The organism is Bacillus sp. FSL L8-0358, assembly GCF_038593095.1.
GTDB classification, from domain to species: Bacteria; Bacillota; Bacilli; order Bacillales; family Bacillaceae; genus Bacillus; species Bacillus subtilis.
Genome location: NZ_CP151962.1, coordinates 1,925,397 through 1,940,730 on the forward strand (window position 1 = coordinate 1,925,397; position 15,334 = coordinate 1,940,730).

The 15,334-nt window shown below is 40.5% G+C and carries 19 protein-coding genes and 1 pseudogene; 17 read left to right on the forward strand and 3 right to left on the reverse strand.

Going from position 1 to position 15,334, the window contains the following annotated elements:
- Positions 1–4: 4 nt before the first annotated feature.
- The 7 genes from NYE49_RS09700 to pghL all read left to right on the forward strand — a co-directional run bounded on the left by NYE49_RS09700 (position 5) and on the right by pghL (position 6,896).
- A complete protein-coding gene (locus tag NYE49_RS09700; RefSeq protein WP_047182672.1) occupies positions 5–1,096 on the forward strand; it encodes a spore germination protein in 1,092 nt (363 codons plus the stop codon).
- On the forward strand, positions 1,086–2,300 hold the full coding sequence (locus tag NYE49_RS09705; protein ID WP_015483281.1) for a Ger(x)C family spore germination protein: 1,215 nt from the start codon (positions 1,086–1,088) through the stop codon (positions 2,298–2,300). The genes NYE49_RS09700 and NYE49_RS09705 overlap by 11 nt, the downstream gene beginning before the upstream one ends.
- 146 nt (positions 2,301–2,446) lie before the next feature.
- Entirely contained in the window at positions 2,447–3,253 is an 807-nt protein-coding gene (locus tag NYE49_RS09710; RefSeq protein ID WP_047182673.1) for a hypothetical protein, read from the forward strand.
- Positions 3,254–3,257: 4 nt separating this feature from the next.
- A complete protein-coding gene (locus NYE49_RS09715; RefSeq protein ID WP_047182674.1) occupies positions 3,258–3,875 on the forward strand; it encodes a DUF4166 domain-containing protein in 618 nt (205 codons plus the stop codon).
- A complete protein-coding gene (locus NYE49_RS09720; RefSeq protein WP_015383759.1) occupies positions 3,872–5,512 on the forward strand; it encodes a YndJ family protein in 1,641 nt (546 codons plus the stop codon). Before NYE49_RS09715 ends, NYE49_RS09720 begins: the two co-directional genes overlap by 4 nt.
- 86 nt (positions 5,513–5,598) lie before the next feature.
- On the forward strand, positions 5,599–5,913 hold the full coding sequence (locus NYE49_RS09725; protein ID WP_174616646.1) for a hypothetical protein: 315 nt from the start codon (positions 5,599–5,601) through the stop codon (positions 5,911–5,913).
- Positions 5,914–6,137: 224 nt separating this feature from the next.
- A complete protein-coding gene (pghL, locus tag NYE49_RS09730; protein ID WP_047182675.1) occupies positions 6,138–6,896 on the forward strand; it encodes a gamma-polyglutamate hydrolase PghL in 759 nt (252 codons plus the stop codon).
- A 26-nt stretch (positions 6,897–6,922) separates the two neighbouring features.
- Here pghL and NYE49_RS09735 read toward each other — a convergent pair whose 3' ends face one another.
- On the reverse strand, positions 6,923–7,372 hold the full coding sequence (locus NYE49_RS09735) for a YndM family protein (protein ID WP_015483284.1): 450 nt from the start codon (positions 7,370–7,372) through the stop codon (positions 6,923–6,925).
- A gap of 205 nt (positions 7,373–7,577) precedes the next feature.
- Between NYE49_RS09735 and fosB the strand changes: the two genes are divergently transcribed.
- The gene (fosB, locus tag NYE49_RS09740; protein WP_015383763.1) at positions 7,578–8,012 is read left to right on the forward strand and encodes a metallothiol transferase FosB; all 435 of its coding nucleotides are present in this window, start codon (positions 7,578–7,580) and stop codon (positions 8,010–8,012) included.
- Positions 7,921–8,197 (forward strand): annotated as a pseudogene (locus NYE49_RS09745) (hypothetical protein). The gene fosB and the pseudogene NYE49_RS09745 overlap by 92 nt, the downstream one beginning before the upstream one ends.
- 352 nt (positions 8,198–8,549) lie before the next feature.
- Here NYE49_RS09745 and lexA read toward each other — a convergent pair.
- Positions 8,550–9,167, reverse strand: a complete 618-nt coding sequence (gene lexA, locus NYE49_RS09750; protein WP_003238209.1) for a transcriptional repressor LexA — start codon at positions 9,165–9,167, stop codon at positions 8,550–8,552.
- 149 nt (positions 9,168–9,316) lie between these two features.
- On the opposite strand from lexA, the gene yneA reads away from it, so the two are divergent.
- The 6 genes from yneA (at position 9,317) to NYE49_RS09780 (ending at position 13,678) form a co-directional block, all read left to right on the forward strand.
- Positions 9,317–9,634, forward strand: a complete 318-nt coding sequence (gene yneA, locus NYE49_RS09755; protein ID WP_003231598.1) for a cell division suppressor protein YneA — start codon at positions 9,317–9,319, stop codon at positions 9,632–9,634.
- A gap of 18 nt (positions 9,635–9,652) precedes the next feature.
- Positions 9,653–10,306, forward strand: a complete 654-nt coding sequence (locus NYE49_RS09760) for a recombinase family protein (RefSeq protein WP_015383764.1) — start codon at positions 9,653–9,655, stop codon at positions 10,304–10,306.
- Between the two features lie 63 nt (positions 10,307–10,369).
- Complete coding sequence (locus tag NYE49_RS09765; RefSeq protein WP_003231595.1) at positions 10,370–10,603, forward strand: DUF896 domain-containing protein; 234 nt, start codon at positions 10,370–10,372, stop codon at positions 10,601–10,603.
- 168 nt (positions 10,604–10,771) lie between these two features.
- Complete coding sequence (tkt, locus tag NYE49_RS09770; RefSeq protein WP_014476936.1) at positions 10,772–12,775, forward strand: transketolase; 2,004 nt, start codon at positions 10,772–10,774, stop codon at positions 12,773–12,775.
- Positions 12,776–12,927: 152 nt separating this feature from the next.
- Positions 12,928–13,374 carry a sporulation inhibitor of replication protein SirA gene (sirA, locus tag NYE49_RS09775; RefSeq protein WP_003231591.1) on the forward strand — a complete coding sequence of 149 codons (447 nt, stop codon included), beginning with the start codon at positions 12,928–12,930 and terminating at the stop codon, positions 13,372–13,374.
- Between the two features lie 85 nt (positions 13,375–13,459).
- Entirely contained in the window at positions 13,460–13,678 is a 219-nt protein-coding gene (locus tag NYE49_RS09780; protein ID WP_003221221.1) for a YneF family protein, read from the forward strand.
- A 73-nt stretch (positions 13,679–13,751) separates the two neighbouring features.
- Here NYE49_RS09780 and ynzD read toward each other — a convergent pair whose 3' ends face one another.
- Complete coding sequence (ynzD, locus tag NYE49_RS09785) at positions 13,752–13,925, reverse strand: aspartyl-phosphate phosphatase YnzD (RefSeq protein ID WP_010886518.1); 174 nt, start codon at positions 13,923–13,925, stop codon at positions 13,752–13,754.
- A 219-nt stretch (positions 13,926–14,144) separates the two neighbouring features.
- Between ynzD and ccdA the strand changes: the two genes are divergently transcribed.
- Together ccdA and NYE49_RS09795 are read left to right on the forward strand one after the other, a co-directional pair.
- Positions 14,145–14,852: a cytochrome c-type biogenesis protein CcdA gene (gene ccdA, locus NYE49_RS09790; protein ID WP_015383767.1), complete on the forward strand. Its 708-nt coding sequence runs from the start codon at positions 14,145–14,147 to the stop codon at positions 14,850–14,852.
- Between the two features lie 88 nt (positions 14,853–14,940).
- Positions 14,941–15,303, forward strand: coding sequence for a response regulator (locus NYE49_RS09795; protein ID WP_003245707.1), 363 nt, complete (start codon positions 14,941–14,943; stop codon positions 15,301–15,303).
- Positions 15,304–15,334: the final 31 nt, after the last annotated feature.

Here is a 15,334-nt window from a genome sequence, read left to right on the forward strand (position 1 = left end):
TCTCATGTTCAGCCCAACCAGTAAAATCACAACCGCTCAGGCAACGATTATCATCATTAATTATATGCTTGCTGCCGGAGTTCTTACGCTCCCTCGGACAGTAACAGAACAAACACAATCTCCTGATGGATGGATTTCAGTTTTATTAGGCGGGGTCCTAGCGGTAATAGCCGGGATGATTATCGTTAAATTAAGCCAGCAGTATCCTAAGGAGACCTTTTATGAATACTCCCGACATATTGTAGGAAAATGGCTCGGGCATCTGATCAGTATTGTTTTTATTACTTATTTTCTGGCACTCGGTGCGTTTGAAGTCAGAGTCATGTCCGAAATCGTGGATTTTTTTCTCCTCGAAGGGACACCGTCTTGGGCCATCATTATGACAGTTCTTTGGATTGGGCTTTATTCAATTACACAAGGCCTAGATCCGATTGCACGGCTTTTTGAAATGATTTTTCCGATTACGGTCATCATCTTTTTAACGATAGCCCTCATGAGTTTAGGCATATTTGAGATCAACAATTTGCGCCCTGTATTAGGTGATGGAATCATGCCGGTTCTTAGAGGTGTAAAGACAACGAACCTTTCATTTACATGTTCAGAAATTATGCTCATTTTAGTAGCATTTATGAAAAAGCCGAAAAATGCGGTGAAAGCGGTTGTGATCGGGACAGGCGTTGTGACCAGTTTTTATATGATTACGCTAATTATGGTCATCGGTGCACTATCAGTTGAGGGAGTTGTGACGAGAACATGGCCGGGGCTTGACCTGATGAGAAGTTTTGAAATACCTGGTTTAATATTTGAACGGTTTGAATCATTCCTGCTTGTGATTTGGATTATGCAGCTTTTTGCTACGTTTATTATCACTTTTTATGCAGCTTCCCTGGGAGTCTCACAAGTTTTTAAAAAGAAACCCCTTTCATGTATGTTTGGGCTGCTTCCTGTTATTTATATCCTCTCTTGCATGCCGAAAAATGAAAATGACGTCTTTATATTGGGCGATACGGTCAGTCATATCGCTTTGTATATATTTGGCGCTTTGCCGATTTTGCTGTTAGTCATTTCGAAATGGAGGAAAAGAGGTGAAAAGTAAACTAAAACGTCAATTGCCTGCTATGGTCATGGTATGTCTGCTGATGATTTGCGTAACAGGATGCTGGAGCAGCCGGGAAATAGAAGATCTGGGTCTCACATTCGCTATCGCAATTGATAAAGGAAAAGAAACGAACACTGAAAAAGAGTTAAAAGAAGAGGGCGGGAGCTATCCGAAAAAAGACAACATTACGCTGACCTATCAATTTGTTAATGAAAAAGCGGCAGGCGCGGGCACTGGCGGGGGAGGCGGTAGCGGACAAGGAGCGCAAAAAGCGTATATTAATATAAGTGAAACAGGGGATTCATTACAGCAGATCGGAAGTGAGGTTGCATTAAGACGGGACCGAGAAGTGTTTAGCCCGCATTTAAAAGTTGTTGTCATGAGTGAAGATGTGCTGCACACATTTCCTATCGACGAAATGCTGGATCAATTTTTTCGTGATAATGAAATCAGGCTGAGCTGTCTTGTTTTATCTGCTAAAGGGGAAGCAAGAGAAGCTCTCCAGCTGAAAGAGAACGGAGAAATTCCGGCATTTCGGCTGATTGGACTAGGTGAAAATGAACATAAGGTTTCCAGAATTCTTCCCCCTGTGACACTCGCGAAACTAATTGGAAAACTGCATTCTGGCAGCAGTTTTTTACTGCAAAATGTGGTCGCGGCGAATGGAGCGATCAAGTATTCCGGAGCAGCTGTAATCAACGGAAAGTCGAAAAAAATGATCGGCACCTTAAATGAATATGAAATTGAGGGGATTACATGGATTAGAGGGGGAGGAAAAGGCGGAGTTGTCAAAAGTCATGATAAAAAGAGCCAACAGACGTTAGCGTACGATATCAATAAAATCAAAAGCAAAATTCATCCAGTCGTAAAAGGGACGGATATTTCATTCCATGTCGATATTGAATCAGAAGGCGATTTGGTTGAAAACTGGAACACAAAAGAGGCATTGGACACCCAGTTTATAGATCGTCTCGAAACGACTATTGAAAACGAGGTAAAGAAAATAGTTGGTCATGTATTAAAAAAAATTCAGCATGATTATAAAGCAGATGTTGCGGGTTTTGATGAATCTTTAAGACTTACATATCCTCACTTATGGAAAAGGGTAAAAAATAACTGGGATGACACCTTCAGTAAAGCCGACATCACATACAGTGTGAACGTCACAATTACTCATTACGGCACGGTTAAAACTCAGTAATGAATCCCAAGGAAGAGAAGGAAACCTCTCTTCTCTTTTTTATGCATTTTTTAGGATAAAGATACTTTTTTTGGAGAGATATACACTTTTCAAATCGACCAATATGCTAATATAGGAATTGCTTGAAATAGAAGGGAGGAGGGGCTGTGAGGCAGAATCCGATTTATGTAGAAATCGAAATGAAATCTGATCTGGATACACTCTGGGAATATACACAAAACCCATCACTGCATAAGGAATGGGATCTCCGGTTTTCAAATATCACGTATTTGAATAGACAGCCATGCGAAAAACAGAAGTTTCTTTACGAAACAAGGGTAGGCTTTGGATTAAAGGTGTCAGGTACTGGAGAAACCGTCGGTGTTTTCAACAAATGTTCATCTGAAAGGTCTTCTTCACTGGCTTTTGGCTCTGATCATCCATTATCTCTGATTCGGCATGGAAGCGGCTACTGGAAGTATATACAGAGAGAAAATGGGAAAATGACGTTTTTAACACAGTACCAATACAAAACAGCCTACGGACTGCCGGGAAGATGGATCGATCGTTTATTATTTCGACCGCTGCTTGGCTGGGCGACTGCCTGGAGCTTTGATGCATTAAGGCTTTGGGTTGAGCAACATAAACATCCGAAGCGCTTCATTCGATCCGCTATCATCTATGTGTTCATGTGTCTGTTTTTCAGCCTGTTTTGGTTCTATCAAGGCTTTGCAGGTGTTGAAACAAGCATATTGGCAGGAACAGCGGAGATAGGCTTAGCTATTTTGTGGCTAATTCCTTTAAAAAGAAAATGGATCATTCATGGTGTCCAGACTTGTATTTTTGCTGGGTTCGCTTGTCTAGGTTCCGAGATATTCATATGGGTTCTGTTGAGTGTGTTTTCTGCGGCAAGCGGCGCTCTTAGCCTGCAGCTTCCCAGTGCCAGGCGCACAAAACGAAAGAGAAAGAAGTGACATTGTGAGTTCGATTTATGAAAAATCAACTATTAACTATCATTTGCTGCATCCCAAGCTGCAGAAACGGTACCAATTAGATGGGTCTCATACATTCAGCGGGACGGGAACGATGTCAGAAATAAGCGGAGGCTCTTTTCTGGTTAGAATGCTGTTAAAGCTTGGTGTTTTTTTCAGATGCTTCTTTTCAGAAAGAGGCAAAGACATCCCATTTACAATACAAAATAGAACTTGTCTTTTGAAATCGCAACATACAGGGATAGAATGGTATCGTACATTTTTCTTTAAAGGCAAAAAACGTTTCTTTGACGCGATAATGATATATGACGAGAAAGAAAATAGAATACTTGATTTCTTCGGCAAACCTCATCTGCTGCTGTCTGTTTTGACGTTCGAGGCATCTCATGACGGCTCTCTTACGATCACATCGGGAAAGCAATGGCTATTGATATGCGGAAAAAGTATCCCGCTGCCGAAATGGCTGACAGGTACATCCGTAGTTTGCGAAACGTTTGATGAAAGAAAGAATTGTTTCACCATTGAAGTGCATGTGCAAAATACAATTCTGGGCACTCTTTTCTTTTATAAAGGAACGTTTCAAGAGGAAGAGAGAGAATCATGAAACGAAATGGCATAGTCAGTGCGCTTTGTTTTATTGGATTTCTTGCAGCGGAAGCACCGGATATTTCAGTGGCAGAGGCACTCGTTTTGTTATCCATTCTATTTTTCGTGCCGGGAATTTTTCCTTTTGTTTTTCGTCAATCTCCGGTTCGTGCTGCTCAGTTTATGGAATATGGGCTAATCCAGTGCTATCCTGTAGCCGCATTCTTTGCGGTGCTGGCTCTAGTGACGGAGGTTGGGGGTTTCGCGCTAATCTGGTGGACGTACACAATTTTTATTGCATTGTATGCGATCCTCCGCCTTTGGGAAACAAAGATACATAGAATCGAAGAGACATCAGTTTTGTTCGGTCTTATTTATTTGGCGGGAGGAGGATTTTGGTTTTTTGCTTATGCTGCCCATTTGCAGATCATGCAATTTGGCCCTCTCATCATTTTGCTGACTGCTGTCCACTTTCACTATTCTGCTTTTCTGATCCCGATCTTCAATGGTTTACTCGGCAGAACCATTAGAAAGCATCGGATGTTGTACAGTTGGATAACATGGGTGATTTTGCTTTCGCCCCTTCTTATCGCGCTGGGCATCACATATTCAAAAACACTTGATGTCATTGCGGTTAGCATTTATATGGCGGCGATTTATCTTCATGCATTTTTGGTGTTCACGGCAGCTTTTCGCACCAAGACGGGGACATTTCTTATTCGGCTTTCTTCCGCTGTTTTAATGATAACGATTGCTTTCTCGATGATTTATTCATTTGGTGTATTTCGGCAAGAAGTTACATTGACCATCAATCAGATGATTTGGATTCACGGTTTTGTCAACGCGTTTGGTGTTATATTGCCCGCTCTTATAGGGTGGAGAATAGAGGATCCGAAGCCTTTTGATGCAGACCGTGTAAAGACATTCAGCCGTATCTACGGAAAAAGAAAGATTGGAGAAGAATTTTTAGCTAATATTCAAGCTGAAAATAACGCTCGGTACAGCGGACTTGTGGATGATATGGGCAGCCTGCGTTCAAAAGATTTTTCACCTGAAAAACTGTCGCCGCTCATTCTTTCGTTTTATGAACAAACCATCGAATACAATATTAAAGCAAAAGTAACATGGAGCACGTGGTTTCGGCCGCTTGCAATTATTTACGAATGGTTCAGCAGAAGAATCGGCCAAATACATCTTTCGACGAACCCTGACTGGTATAGGATGTACAGCAAGATAAAAGGTGTTCATTCGAAAAAAGACGGAAGGGAAAGAGTTCGTGCCTGGATTAGAACAAATGAAAAAAACGAAACCATTTTTACCGCTCTTTATTCAGTGTATCGCTCAAATGGAGAGGGGTATATGAATATTTCTTTACCGCTTCCATTCAGCAGCATGACAGGTATTTTAAAACCATATCATCATCAGGAGAAGCTGGTTTTAACAAGCAGGCGGAGAAAAAGCAGAGCGGGGGATGAGGGGATTTATCTGCAAACAAGAGCGGGAACTTGTCCGCTTCCTTTATCTGAAACCTTTCTGATAGAAGCTGCACATGACAACAAATTAACCGCTGTTCATCATATGTGGCTGTTCGGAATAAAATTTCTAACTGTTCATTACAGCATTACACATATTAACCAGCCTATTGAAAGAACCTAATACAAAGAAGAAGCTTCGTCTGCCAGTTGTAATAGATGAACTGTTTTAAAATTCTGCGCCGCATCAAGACAGGAAAGGAAGGGTTTATGGTGTTTTATATCAGTTTATTTCTGATTCTTTGGCTGGCTGCTGGGTTTGCAGTGGGAATGAAACAAGTGTATGTCGATCAGCTGTTTGATAAAACTGTGATCGAAAGGCTGGAAAAAGAAGCGAATGATCATGGACACGCTGACCGGATGATCAAACAGCGCGTCCTTTATATTGCAGCAGTGACATTAAGCGGGTTTATTTCTGTTTATTATGAAATGAAAACAATCCCGCAAAGGCGAAACATAAGAAAAATTGAAAAAAACATCATGAAATTAAATCAAGCAAAAAAACGAAAAATGAAGAGAAAATAAAAAATGCGCAGGCCAAAGGGCAGGTGCATTTTTGTTTTGTATGGAAATGGGGGAGGTGGTGCCAGCTTACTTTTCATAAATTCAAAAATGAGAAGAACAGCGCCCGGGCTAATGGTATATAATATTGTGAATTTAACAAAAATTTAACAAGGAGGACGAGAGAATTCGTGCTAAAGCCTCAAAGAGACCTACATCCTGTTGATTTGGACTTAGAGGCGGAGTAGATGAAACCGGCCAAAGTATCCCTGCTCCGCCGTTTGCTCCATACCTTGAAGCATGTTGATTGTAACATAGCCAAACGTTTTCCATCAACTATTAAAATTGTAAAATTATTGTTAATTTTTATGGTATTTACTCCGATTTCTTCAATTTATGCTGAAGATGTATATCAGAATTTTGAGGAATTAAAAAACAATGAAGATCCTTCTGATTACGACGTTGTTACGAAAGAAACCGGAAGCCCTGTTCTTGTTTTAGCTATTCACGGAGGAGGTATTGAAGGCGGGACAAGTGAAGTAGCGAGAGAGCTCAGCAAAGAGTACTCGATGTATTTATTTGAAGGCTTAAAATCGGCAGGAAACTCAGTCCTGCACATTACGAGTACACACTTTGATGAACCTCGGGCCCTTAAAATGACGGGAAACCATGAATATGTCATTTCATTACACGGGTACGCAGAAGAAGATCAGCAGATCGAAGTCGGCGGTACAGATCGCGTAAGAGCGGCAGATTTAGTTGAGAAATTGCAGCATGCCGGTTTTCCTGCTGTATTGCTCAATACGGACCATCCGCATGCGGGCGTTAGTCCGAATAACATTGCAAATAAATCAAAAACAGGTTTAAGTATCCAGATAGAAATGAGCACTGGCTTTCGAAAGTCTTTGTTCGGCATCTTTTCTTTAAAAAGCAGAGCTGTTACTCAAAATGAGAGGTTTTATGAGTTTACAGAAGTGATGTTCCGTTTTCTCAAAAATAGCTACTGAAAAATAGGAGGCGATAAGACAGCCTCCTATTCCTTATGTTTCTCATTCGTTTCGGGAAACAACTCGTCTGCGGCTTCCGTTTGATACTGCAACGTGTTATCTCTCGCTGACAGTTCATTTCGGAAATTTTCATCAAGCACATTTTTCAGTAAATACCGATGAAAAAAGTATTCAAAAACAGTAAGACAGGCAGCGGAAAGGAGAGCCGCTCCAAATGGTGAGAAATCGTTTCTTGTTTGGGTTAAAACAAATACCCAAAGAATAACGAATGAAAGGCCAAAGTCAGCCAATGAAGCTGTAATATTGTTTGTTCTGGGTAAGACGAGCATGTCACCAGAAAGATAAGAAACAAAACCTAAGAAAAGTGCAATAAACATCACACTTAAAAAGGATGCGTGATAGACTCTGTCCAAAATCACATATAAAAGGGCGAGAGTGAAAGCAATCTTTGAAGCAAGCGCAATGATATGTTTCATTTGACCACCTAAATTGTTATTTTTTGAAGAAAATTCTTGGGCGTAAACAAGTGATAAATAATGCAATTCAAAACCATTCATAATGTCATGTTACTATTTTAAACAGTCCGTTTTTGTTTACACTGGTATTTTTTTCAGCTGTATGAAACTTTCTTATGAAAAAGTCGTATATGTGGATGATCAGCTTTCAAGGGGGGAATGATTTGTGGAGATAAAAGGAATCAATCACTTGCTATTTTCAGTTTCGCATTTGGATACATCGATTGATTTTTATCAAAAAGTGTTTGGTGCAAAGCTATTGGTAAAGGGAAGAACAACTGCATATTTTGATATGAACGGCATCTGGCTAGCTCTTAATGAAGAACCAGACATCCCGAGAAATGACATTAAGCTTTCTTATACCCATATTGCTTTTACAATTGAAGATCATGAATTTGAGGAGGTGTCAGCTAAATTAAAAAGACAACATGTCAATATTCTGCCTGGCAGAGAACGAGATGAACGCGATCGAAAATCAATTTATTTTACCGACCCTGACGGCCACAAATTTGAATTTCATACCGGAACCCTTCAAGACAGGCTTCGATATTACAAACAAGAAAAAACGCATATGCACTTTTATGATGAAACGGCCTTTTGATATCACAACCATATTTCATATAAGGTTAAATTTAAAGAAGGGTGTTGGTGGAGACTTTATGTTTGGGGAAGGTTTCTACCCGATTTGTTCAACGATGCCATATATTTTGAACTGCACAAGTGATTGGGTGAAGGCGAAATTGAAATACATATTACATTTTATATGAAGAAAGCGAGCTGTTTTAACAGAAACATGAACTAATTAAACTGTGCACTAAATTTTCAGTATATTTCAATTGCCTCGCCCCTTAATAAATATGAAACCGCATCCTTCCACGACCTAAAAAATGAAACGTTTTTAAGAAGATAGCGTCTAATATTCTAAACGTTCATATTTTGATAAAAGTTTCCTGAAGGAAAGAAAATTTCTTGACTTCAACAATCTTTTGGTGGATAATTATGGTGTAAACATGATGTTCTTTTTCCTCCTATTCAGGCTCGCACCCAAAAGTCAGGGCGAGCCTGCTTTTTTTGAACAACAAACCCCCTCTCCGTAAAGGAAGAGGGGGTTATTTCATGCATCTGATAGATCAATAGATTAATGGACGGTTCTGAACACGCCAATCACTTTCCCTAGAATGCTGACATTCTGCAAAATGATAGGTTCCATCGTTGGGTTCTCAGGCTGCAAGCGAATGTGGGTATCCTCTTTATAGAATCGTTTTACAGTTGCTTCATCATCTTCTGTCATCGCAACTACAATTTCCCCATTGTTCGCTGTGTTTTGCTGTTTAACGATGACATAGTCCTTATCGAGAATACCGGCATCTATCATACTGTCTCCCATAATCTCCAGCATAAATACATGCTCGTCTGGAGGAACCATGCGGTCAGGGAGCGGAAAATATTCTTCAATATTTTCTACTGCTGTAATAGGAGATCCCGCCGTGACTTTCCCGATGACCGGTACATTAACGACCTGGCTTTGCGGAATGTCTACTTCTTCATCAAGAATTTCTATTGCTCTTGGTTTTGTCGGATCCCGTCTGATCAGTCCTTTTGTTTCCAAGCGGGCCAAATGGCCGTGGACAGTAGAGCTGGACGCAAGCCCGACAGCCTCTCCGATCTCTCTAACGGAAGGCGGATATCCTTTTGATTTAACCTCTGCTTTAATAAAACGGAGGATATCAAGTTGCCTTTTTGATAGCTTCGTCATTTTTCGCACCTCAAAACGTCGATTTTAAGAAGATTATAGCATGATTTTCCTTACAGTACAAACATAGGTTCGAAAAAACAATTGACAGAAACGTTTGTTCGTATATACTGAAATTATAAAAATGCGAACAAACATTCCTGTTGGAGGTTATGATCATGAGTAAAGAATCTATTATTTTTGTCGGTCTGTTCACAGTGATTTTGAGCGCGGTTATCCTTATGCTGTCATATACAAGCAGCGGCCAGGAGCTTAATCAGTATGTTAAAATAGAAGTCCAGCAAGGCGACACACTTTGGTCAATTGCTGATCAGGTAGCAGATACAAAAAAGATAAACAAAAATGATTTTATTGAATGGGTAGCTGATAAAAATCAACTACAGACATCTGATATCCAGCCGGGTGATGAGTTAGTGATCCCATTGAAAAAGAAGCATCAGGATGCATATGAATTGGCAACTGTAAGATAGAGAGGAAAGAGAGATAAAATGAAAGCACTCATTTATGCCCGTGTAAGCACAAATAAAGAACAGCAGGAAACGTCATTAAAGCGGCAGGAAGAGGAGCTTACGGCCATTGCAGCGGAGAACGGCATGGAAGTGGTCAAAGTGATTTCAGAAAAAGCCAGCGGATATGAAATGGATCGGGATGGTGTGTTTGAGCTGCTTGATGAGATTAAGAACGCTGGAATTGATGTCATTTTGGTTCAAGACGAGACAAGGCTCGGGCGGGGAAACGCAAAAATCGCACTGCTTCATTGTATTTACAGAGAAGGTGTGAAAGTCTATACAACGGCTCACAGAGGTGAACTGGAGTTATCGGAGGCTGACTCAATGGTCTTGGAAATCGTCAGCATTGTGGAAGAGTATCAGCGAAAGATTCACAACATGAAAATCAGACGGGGAATGAAGCGTGCAGTAAAAAACGGTTTTAAACCGCAAAAAAACTTAAAAAACCAACATGAGAACAGTGGAAAAGAAAAAATAGAGGTGCCAATCTCTGAGATCGTCCGCCTAAGAGCGAATAAACTGACGTTTGCTGAAATCGCGGCTACCCTAAGAGGGTTTGGCTATGATGTCTCTAAAGCAACCGTTCACCGGCGTTTTCAGGAATACATAGAGAATGAAGAGACAGCAGAGTGAATCAGTTGTAAAACTTTTTTTGATCTAGTACTATATAGACAAAATGCAATAAAGGAGTTTAACATGATTTCAAACGCGAAAATTGCCAGAATTAATGAGCTTGCTGCCAAAGCTAAAGCTGGCGTTATTACAGAAGAAGAAAAAGCCGAACAGCAAAAGCTCCGTCAAGAGTACTTGAAAGGTTTTCGTTCTTCTATGAAGAACACGTTAAAAAGTGTGAAAATCATTGACCCAGAAGGCAATGATGTAACACCGGAAAAGCTAAAAAGAGAACAAAGAAATAACAAACTTCACTAATATAAGAGGGATACGGCAATATCGTATTCCTCTTTTGCATATACTATAATCAAAACTCTTATGTGACAAAATTCAACAAGTTTCTCTCAAATTTAAGCTGAAACAGTTGAGAAAAAGTCGTCAGACATTTATGATGTAAGGGTACAACACATAAGGAAGGGGATTTTTATGGATACAATTGAAAAGAAATCAGTTGCTACCATTCGCACACTGTCAATAGACGCTATTGAAAAAGCAAATTCTGGACATCCAGGGATGCCGATGGGAGCCGCTCCAATGGCATACACGCTGTGGACAAAATTTATGAACGTAAGTCCGGCAAACCCTGGCTGGTTTAACCGTGACCGTTTTGTTTTATCTGCTGGACACGGGTCAGCACTATTATACAGCATGCTTCATTTAAGCGGGTTTGATCTTAGTATTGAAGATCTTAAGGGATTCCGCCAGTGGGGCAGCAAAACACCTGGACACCCGGAATTCGGACATACTGCCGGTGTTGATGCTACAACAGGTCCGCTTGGCCAAGGAATTGCCATGGCAGTCGGTATGGCAATCGCTGAACGCCATTTAGCGGAAACATACAACCGCGATTCATTTAACGTAGTCGATCATTATACATACAGTATTTGCGGTGATGGTGATTTAATGGAAGGTATTTCTTCTGAAGCCGCTTCACTCGCAGGCCATCTTCAGCTTGGCCGTCTGATCGTACTATACGATTCTAATGACATCTCTCTTGATGGAGACCTCGACCGTTCATTCTCTGAAAACGTGAAACAGCGTTTTGAAGCAATGAATTGGGAAGTTCTTTATGTTGAGGATGGAAACAATATTGAAGAATTAACAGCGGCTATCGAAAAAGCACGCCAAAATGAAAAGAAACCTACATTAATTGAAGTGAAAACGACAATCGGATTCGGTTCACCTAACCGTGCCGGTACATCCGGTGTTCACGGTGCGCCGCTTGGTAAAGAGGAAAGCAAATTAACAAAAGAAGCTTATGCGTGGACATATGAAGAAGACTTCTACGTTCCGTCAGAAGTTTATGAGCATTTCGCTGCAGCTGTTAAAGAATCAGGTGAGAAAAAAGAACAAGAATGGAATGCTCAATTCGCTAAATATAAAGAAGTTTATCCTGAACTTGCTGAACAGCTTGAACTGGCAATCAAAGGAGAGCTTCCGAAGGACTGGGATCAAGAGGTTCCTGTGTATGAAAAAGGAAGTAGCCTGGCATCCCGTGCATCTTCCGGTGAAGTTCTCAACGGACTTGCGAAAAAAATTCCTTTCTTTGTCGGAGGTTCTGCTGACCTAGCGGGATCGAACAAAACGACTATTAAAAATGCCGGTGATTTTACAGCGGTTGATTACTCAGGCAAAAACTTCTGGTTTGGTGTACGTGAATTTGCGATGGGTGCAGCCTTAAACGGTATGGCGCTTCATGGCGGTCTTCGTGTATTCGGCGGAACTTTCTTTGTCTTCTCTGATTACCTGCGTCCTGCGATTCGCCTTGCAGCGTTAATGGGCCTTCCTGTGACATATGTCTTCACACATGACAGTATTGCGGTAGGTGAAGACGGTCCGACGCACGAGCCTGTTGAACAGCTTGCTTCACTCCGTGCAATGCCTAACCTTTCTTTGATCCGTCCAGCAGACGGCAATGAGACAGCAGCAGCATGGAAGCTTGCAGTGCAAAGCACTGACCACCCAACAGCGCTAGTGCTTACACGTCAAAACCTTCCTACCATCGATCAAACAGCTGAAGAAGCATTGGCAGGAGTAGAAAAAGGTGCATATGTCGTTTCTAAATCTAAAAACGAAACACCTGACGCTCTTCTCATCGCCTCCGGATCAGAGGTAGGTCTTGCAATTGAAGCGCAGGCTGAATTGGCAAAAGAAAATATCGATGTTTCTGTTGTCAGCATGCCTTCAATGGACCGTTTTGAGAAACAATCTGATGAATACAAAAACGAAGTCCTTCCTGCAGATGTAAAAAAACGTCTTGCAATTGAAATGGGCTCATCATTTGGATGGGGCAAATACACAGGGCTTGAAGGTGACGTTCTCGGCATAGACCGATTCGGTGCATCTGCTCCAGGTGAAACCATCATTAACGAATACGGCTTCTCAGTTCCAAACGTAGTGAATCGAGTTAAGGCATTAATCAATAAGTAAGCTTTTGAAAGAGGATGAGTCAAATCATCCTCTTTTTCTTGTTTATCCGACAAAAATAGTATTGGCTGTTTAACAGTAATAGACAATTCTTTCTTTTCTTCTTTTGTATAATAGAGAGCAAATGAAATGCTGCTGGAAAAGGGGATGAAAAGATGGAACGTCACTACTATACGTACCTGATCAAAGAGGAATTTGCCAATCACTATTTCGGCCGGGAATCGGTTATGTTTGAGCTGTTTCAAGACTATCATTGGACAAGCCTTGAAAAGCAGCAGTATGAAATGACAGAGAAACAGATTCAATATATTACACAACCAATCCCGATTTTACATATGCATCAGCGGTTAAAAATGAATTTAAACAAGACGGATTACAGGCAGCTGGATTATATTTATAGAATAGCTTTGCCGAAAGCAAAAGGCCACGCGACGTTTATGATGAAAGAGCACATGATAGAAATTGTAGCTTCGGGAGATTACGAGGCAGAAACGATATTCTTTGAAGTGTTAAGAAAAGTAAGCCCTTGCTTTTTAGCAATGGATTTCAATTCGAAGCGTTACGGATGGCTAAATCCGGTGAAAGAAAGAAATTTTGTCTAAAACCGAAGAAAAAGAGATGTAAATGTTGTATAATAGCTTTTGGTTTAGTACACTTTAAACTAGACAACATGAAGGAGGAAATAAAATGACTTTATGGGTTGGCATCCTAGTGGGCGTTGTTGCATTGCTCATAGGTGTTGCACTCGGGTTTTTTATTGCTCGTAAATATATGATGAGCTACCTGAAAAAGAATCCGCCTATTAATGAACAAATGTTACGCATGATGATGATGCAAATGGGAATGAAACCTTCTCAAAAGAAAATCAATCAAATGATGAAAGCCATGAATAATCAAACGAAATAATACGTAAAGATTATGATATAGAGAAACATGGTTATAAAATAAAAAACCCTTATACGGGTTTTTTATTTTGCAATCATTCATCACCCGCTACTGCTCGAAGGCGCTGCTTTTGATATTGTATGAGAAGATGGTCAAGCTCCTGACTGAGCTCTATCGTAATATGAGATGTCATTCCGTTCGCCATGACAATTTGCAGCAGCTCTGCTCTTTTTTTTTCAATTTCTTTTAATAGATGCTCTCTAATCACAGGGATGTATCCTTTCATACATTAGATCTTCAAAGTGAATGTTTATATTATATCCATATTTATACTAATTTTCAAATGAGAAGGAGTATAATGTCTCAATGTCAAATTAAATTATATAAGTTTTTTCTGAAAATAGAAATCCTTCAAGTGAAAGTGTTAAAAAAATGAAATGATTTTGTCATAACTTGAAGGAATGTCAAATCATGAAGGGATGATGACATGGGAGACGTGAATTATTTTTTGACATTCGGAGCGGGGTTTTTATCCTTTATTTCGCCTTGCTGCCTGCCGCTTTACCCAGCTTTTTTGTCATATATTACAGGGGTCAGCATGGACGATGTAAAAACAGAAAAGCTGCTGCTGCAGAAAAGAAGCCTGTTTCATACTTTGTGTTTTTTGCTTGGCTTTTCAGTCATTTTTATTGCTTTAGGCTATGGAACATCTTTTATTGGCAGCCTGTTTAGGGATTATCACGATGCGATTCGGCAAATTGGCGCGTTGCTTATTATTTTGTTCGGTTTCATTACACTAGGTGTGTTCCGGCCTGAGGCTATGATGAAAGAACGGAGAATCCATTTTAAGCATAAACCAAGCGGGTTTTTAGGGTCGGTCTTAATCGGAATGGCATTTGCAGCTGGATGGACACCATGTACCGGTCCGATATTAGGTGCTGTTATCACACTTGCAGGCACCAATCCGGGCTCAGCGGTGCCATACATGATGTTATATGTACTCGGTTTTGCGGTACCGTTTCTTTTATTGTCTTTTTTTATCACAAAGCTGAAGTGGATAAGGAAGAACCAGCTTTTCATTATGAAAGCTGGCGGCGTTTTGATGATTGTGATTGGTGTGCTGTTATTCTTTAATTGGATGAGCCTGATCATTATTTTGCTGTCAGATCTTTTTGGAGGCTTTACTGGTTTTTGACGGTAAATTACTTTCGTACTACTACTAATCCTTTTGTTTTTGGTACAATAAGACTATTATCTGTGGAAATCGATTGTTGGAGGGGAATATGACAAGAGTTTTAGTTGTAGACGACGCCAAGTTCATGAGAGTAAAAATCAGAGAGATCTTGGAAGAGGCAAATTACATAATCGCAGGCGAAGCGGCGGACGGTGAACAAGCAGCGGACCTGTATAAAAAACTGCGCCCGGACCTTGTAACAATGGATATTACAATGCCGGTGAAAAACGGCATTAAAGCGCTTCGTGATATCTTAACCTTTGATCCTAAAGCGAAGGTCATCATGTGCACTGCCATGCGCCAGCAAAGAATTGTAACGGAAGCAATTGAGCTGGGGGCAAAGGATTTTATTGTTAAGCCGTTTGAGGAAACAAAAGTGCTGGAAGCTGTAAGCCGCGTTATGGGACATTAAAGTCATTTCTTTTCAAAATGGTTTTTTTTAT

Excerpts from the sequence above, each read along its gene's own strand:
- NYE49_RS09700 (WP_047182672.1), top strand. The coding sequence starts at position 5 with ATGTTCAGCCCAACCAGTAAAATCACAACCGCTCAGGCAACGATTATC.
- NYE49_RS09760 (WP_015383764.1), top strand. The coding sequence starts at position 9,653 with ATGAAAGCACTCATTTATGCCCGTGTAAGCACAAATAAAGAACAGCAG.
- lexA (WP_003238209.1), bottom strand. The coding sequence starts at position 9,167 with ATGACGAAGCTATCAAAAAGGCAACTTGATATCCTCCGTTTTATTAAA.
- NYE49_RS09725 (WP_174616646.1), top strand. The coding sequence starts at position 5,599 with ATGGTGTTTTATATCAGTTTATTTCTGATTCTTTGGCTGGCTGCTGGG.
- pghL (WP_047182675.1), top strand. The coding sequence starts at position 6,138 with ATGAAACCGGCCAAAGTATCCCTGCTCCGCCGTTTGCTCCATACCTTG.
- ccdA (WP_015383767.1), top strand. The coding sequence starts at position 14,145 with ATGGGAGACGTGAATTATTTTTTGACATTCGGAGCGGGGTTTTTATCC.
- NYE49_RS09780 (WP_003221221.1), top strand. The coding sequence starts at position 13,460 with ATGACTTTATGGGTTGGCATCCTAGTGGGCGTTGTTGCATTGCTCATA.
- NYE49_RS09735 (WP_015483284.1), bottom strand. The coding sequence starts at position 7,372 with ATGAAACATATCATTGCGCTTGCTTCAAAGATTGCTTTCACTCTCGCC.
- NYE49_RS09720 (WP_015383759.1), top strand. The coding sequence starts at position 3,872 with ATGAAACGAAATGGCATAGTCAGTGCGCTTTGTTTTATTGGATTTCTT.
- tkt (WP_014476936.1), top strand. The coding sequence starts at position 10,772 with ATGGATACAATTGAAAAGAAATCAGTTGCTACCATTCGCACACTGTCA.
- NYE49_RS09795 (WP_003245707.1), top strand. The coding sequence starts at position 14,941 with ATGACAAGAGTTTTAGTTGTAGACGACGCCAAGTTCATGAGAGTAAAA.
- sirA (WP_003231591.1), top strand. The coding sequence starts at position 12,928 with ATGGAACGTCACTACTATACGTACCTGATCAAAGAGGAATTTGCCAAT.
- yneA (WP_003231598.1), top strand. The coding sequence starts at position 9,317 with ATGATCATGAGTAAAGAATCTATTATTTTTGTCGGTCTGTTCACAGTG.
- NYE49_RS09765 (WP_003231595.1), top strand. The coding sequence starts at position 10,370 with ATGATTTCAAACGCGAAAATTGCCAGAATTAATGAGCTTGCTGCCAAA.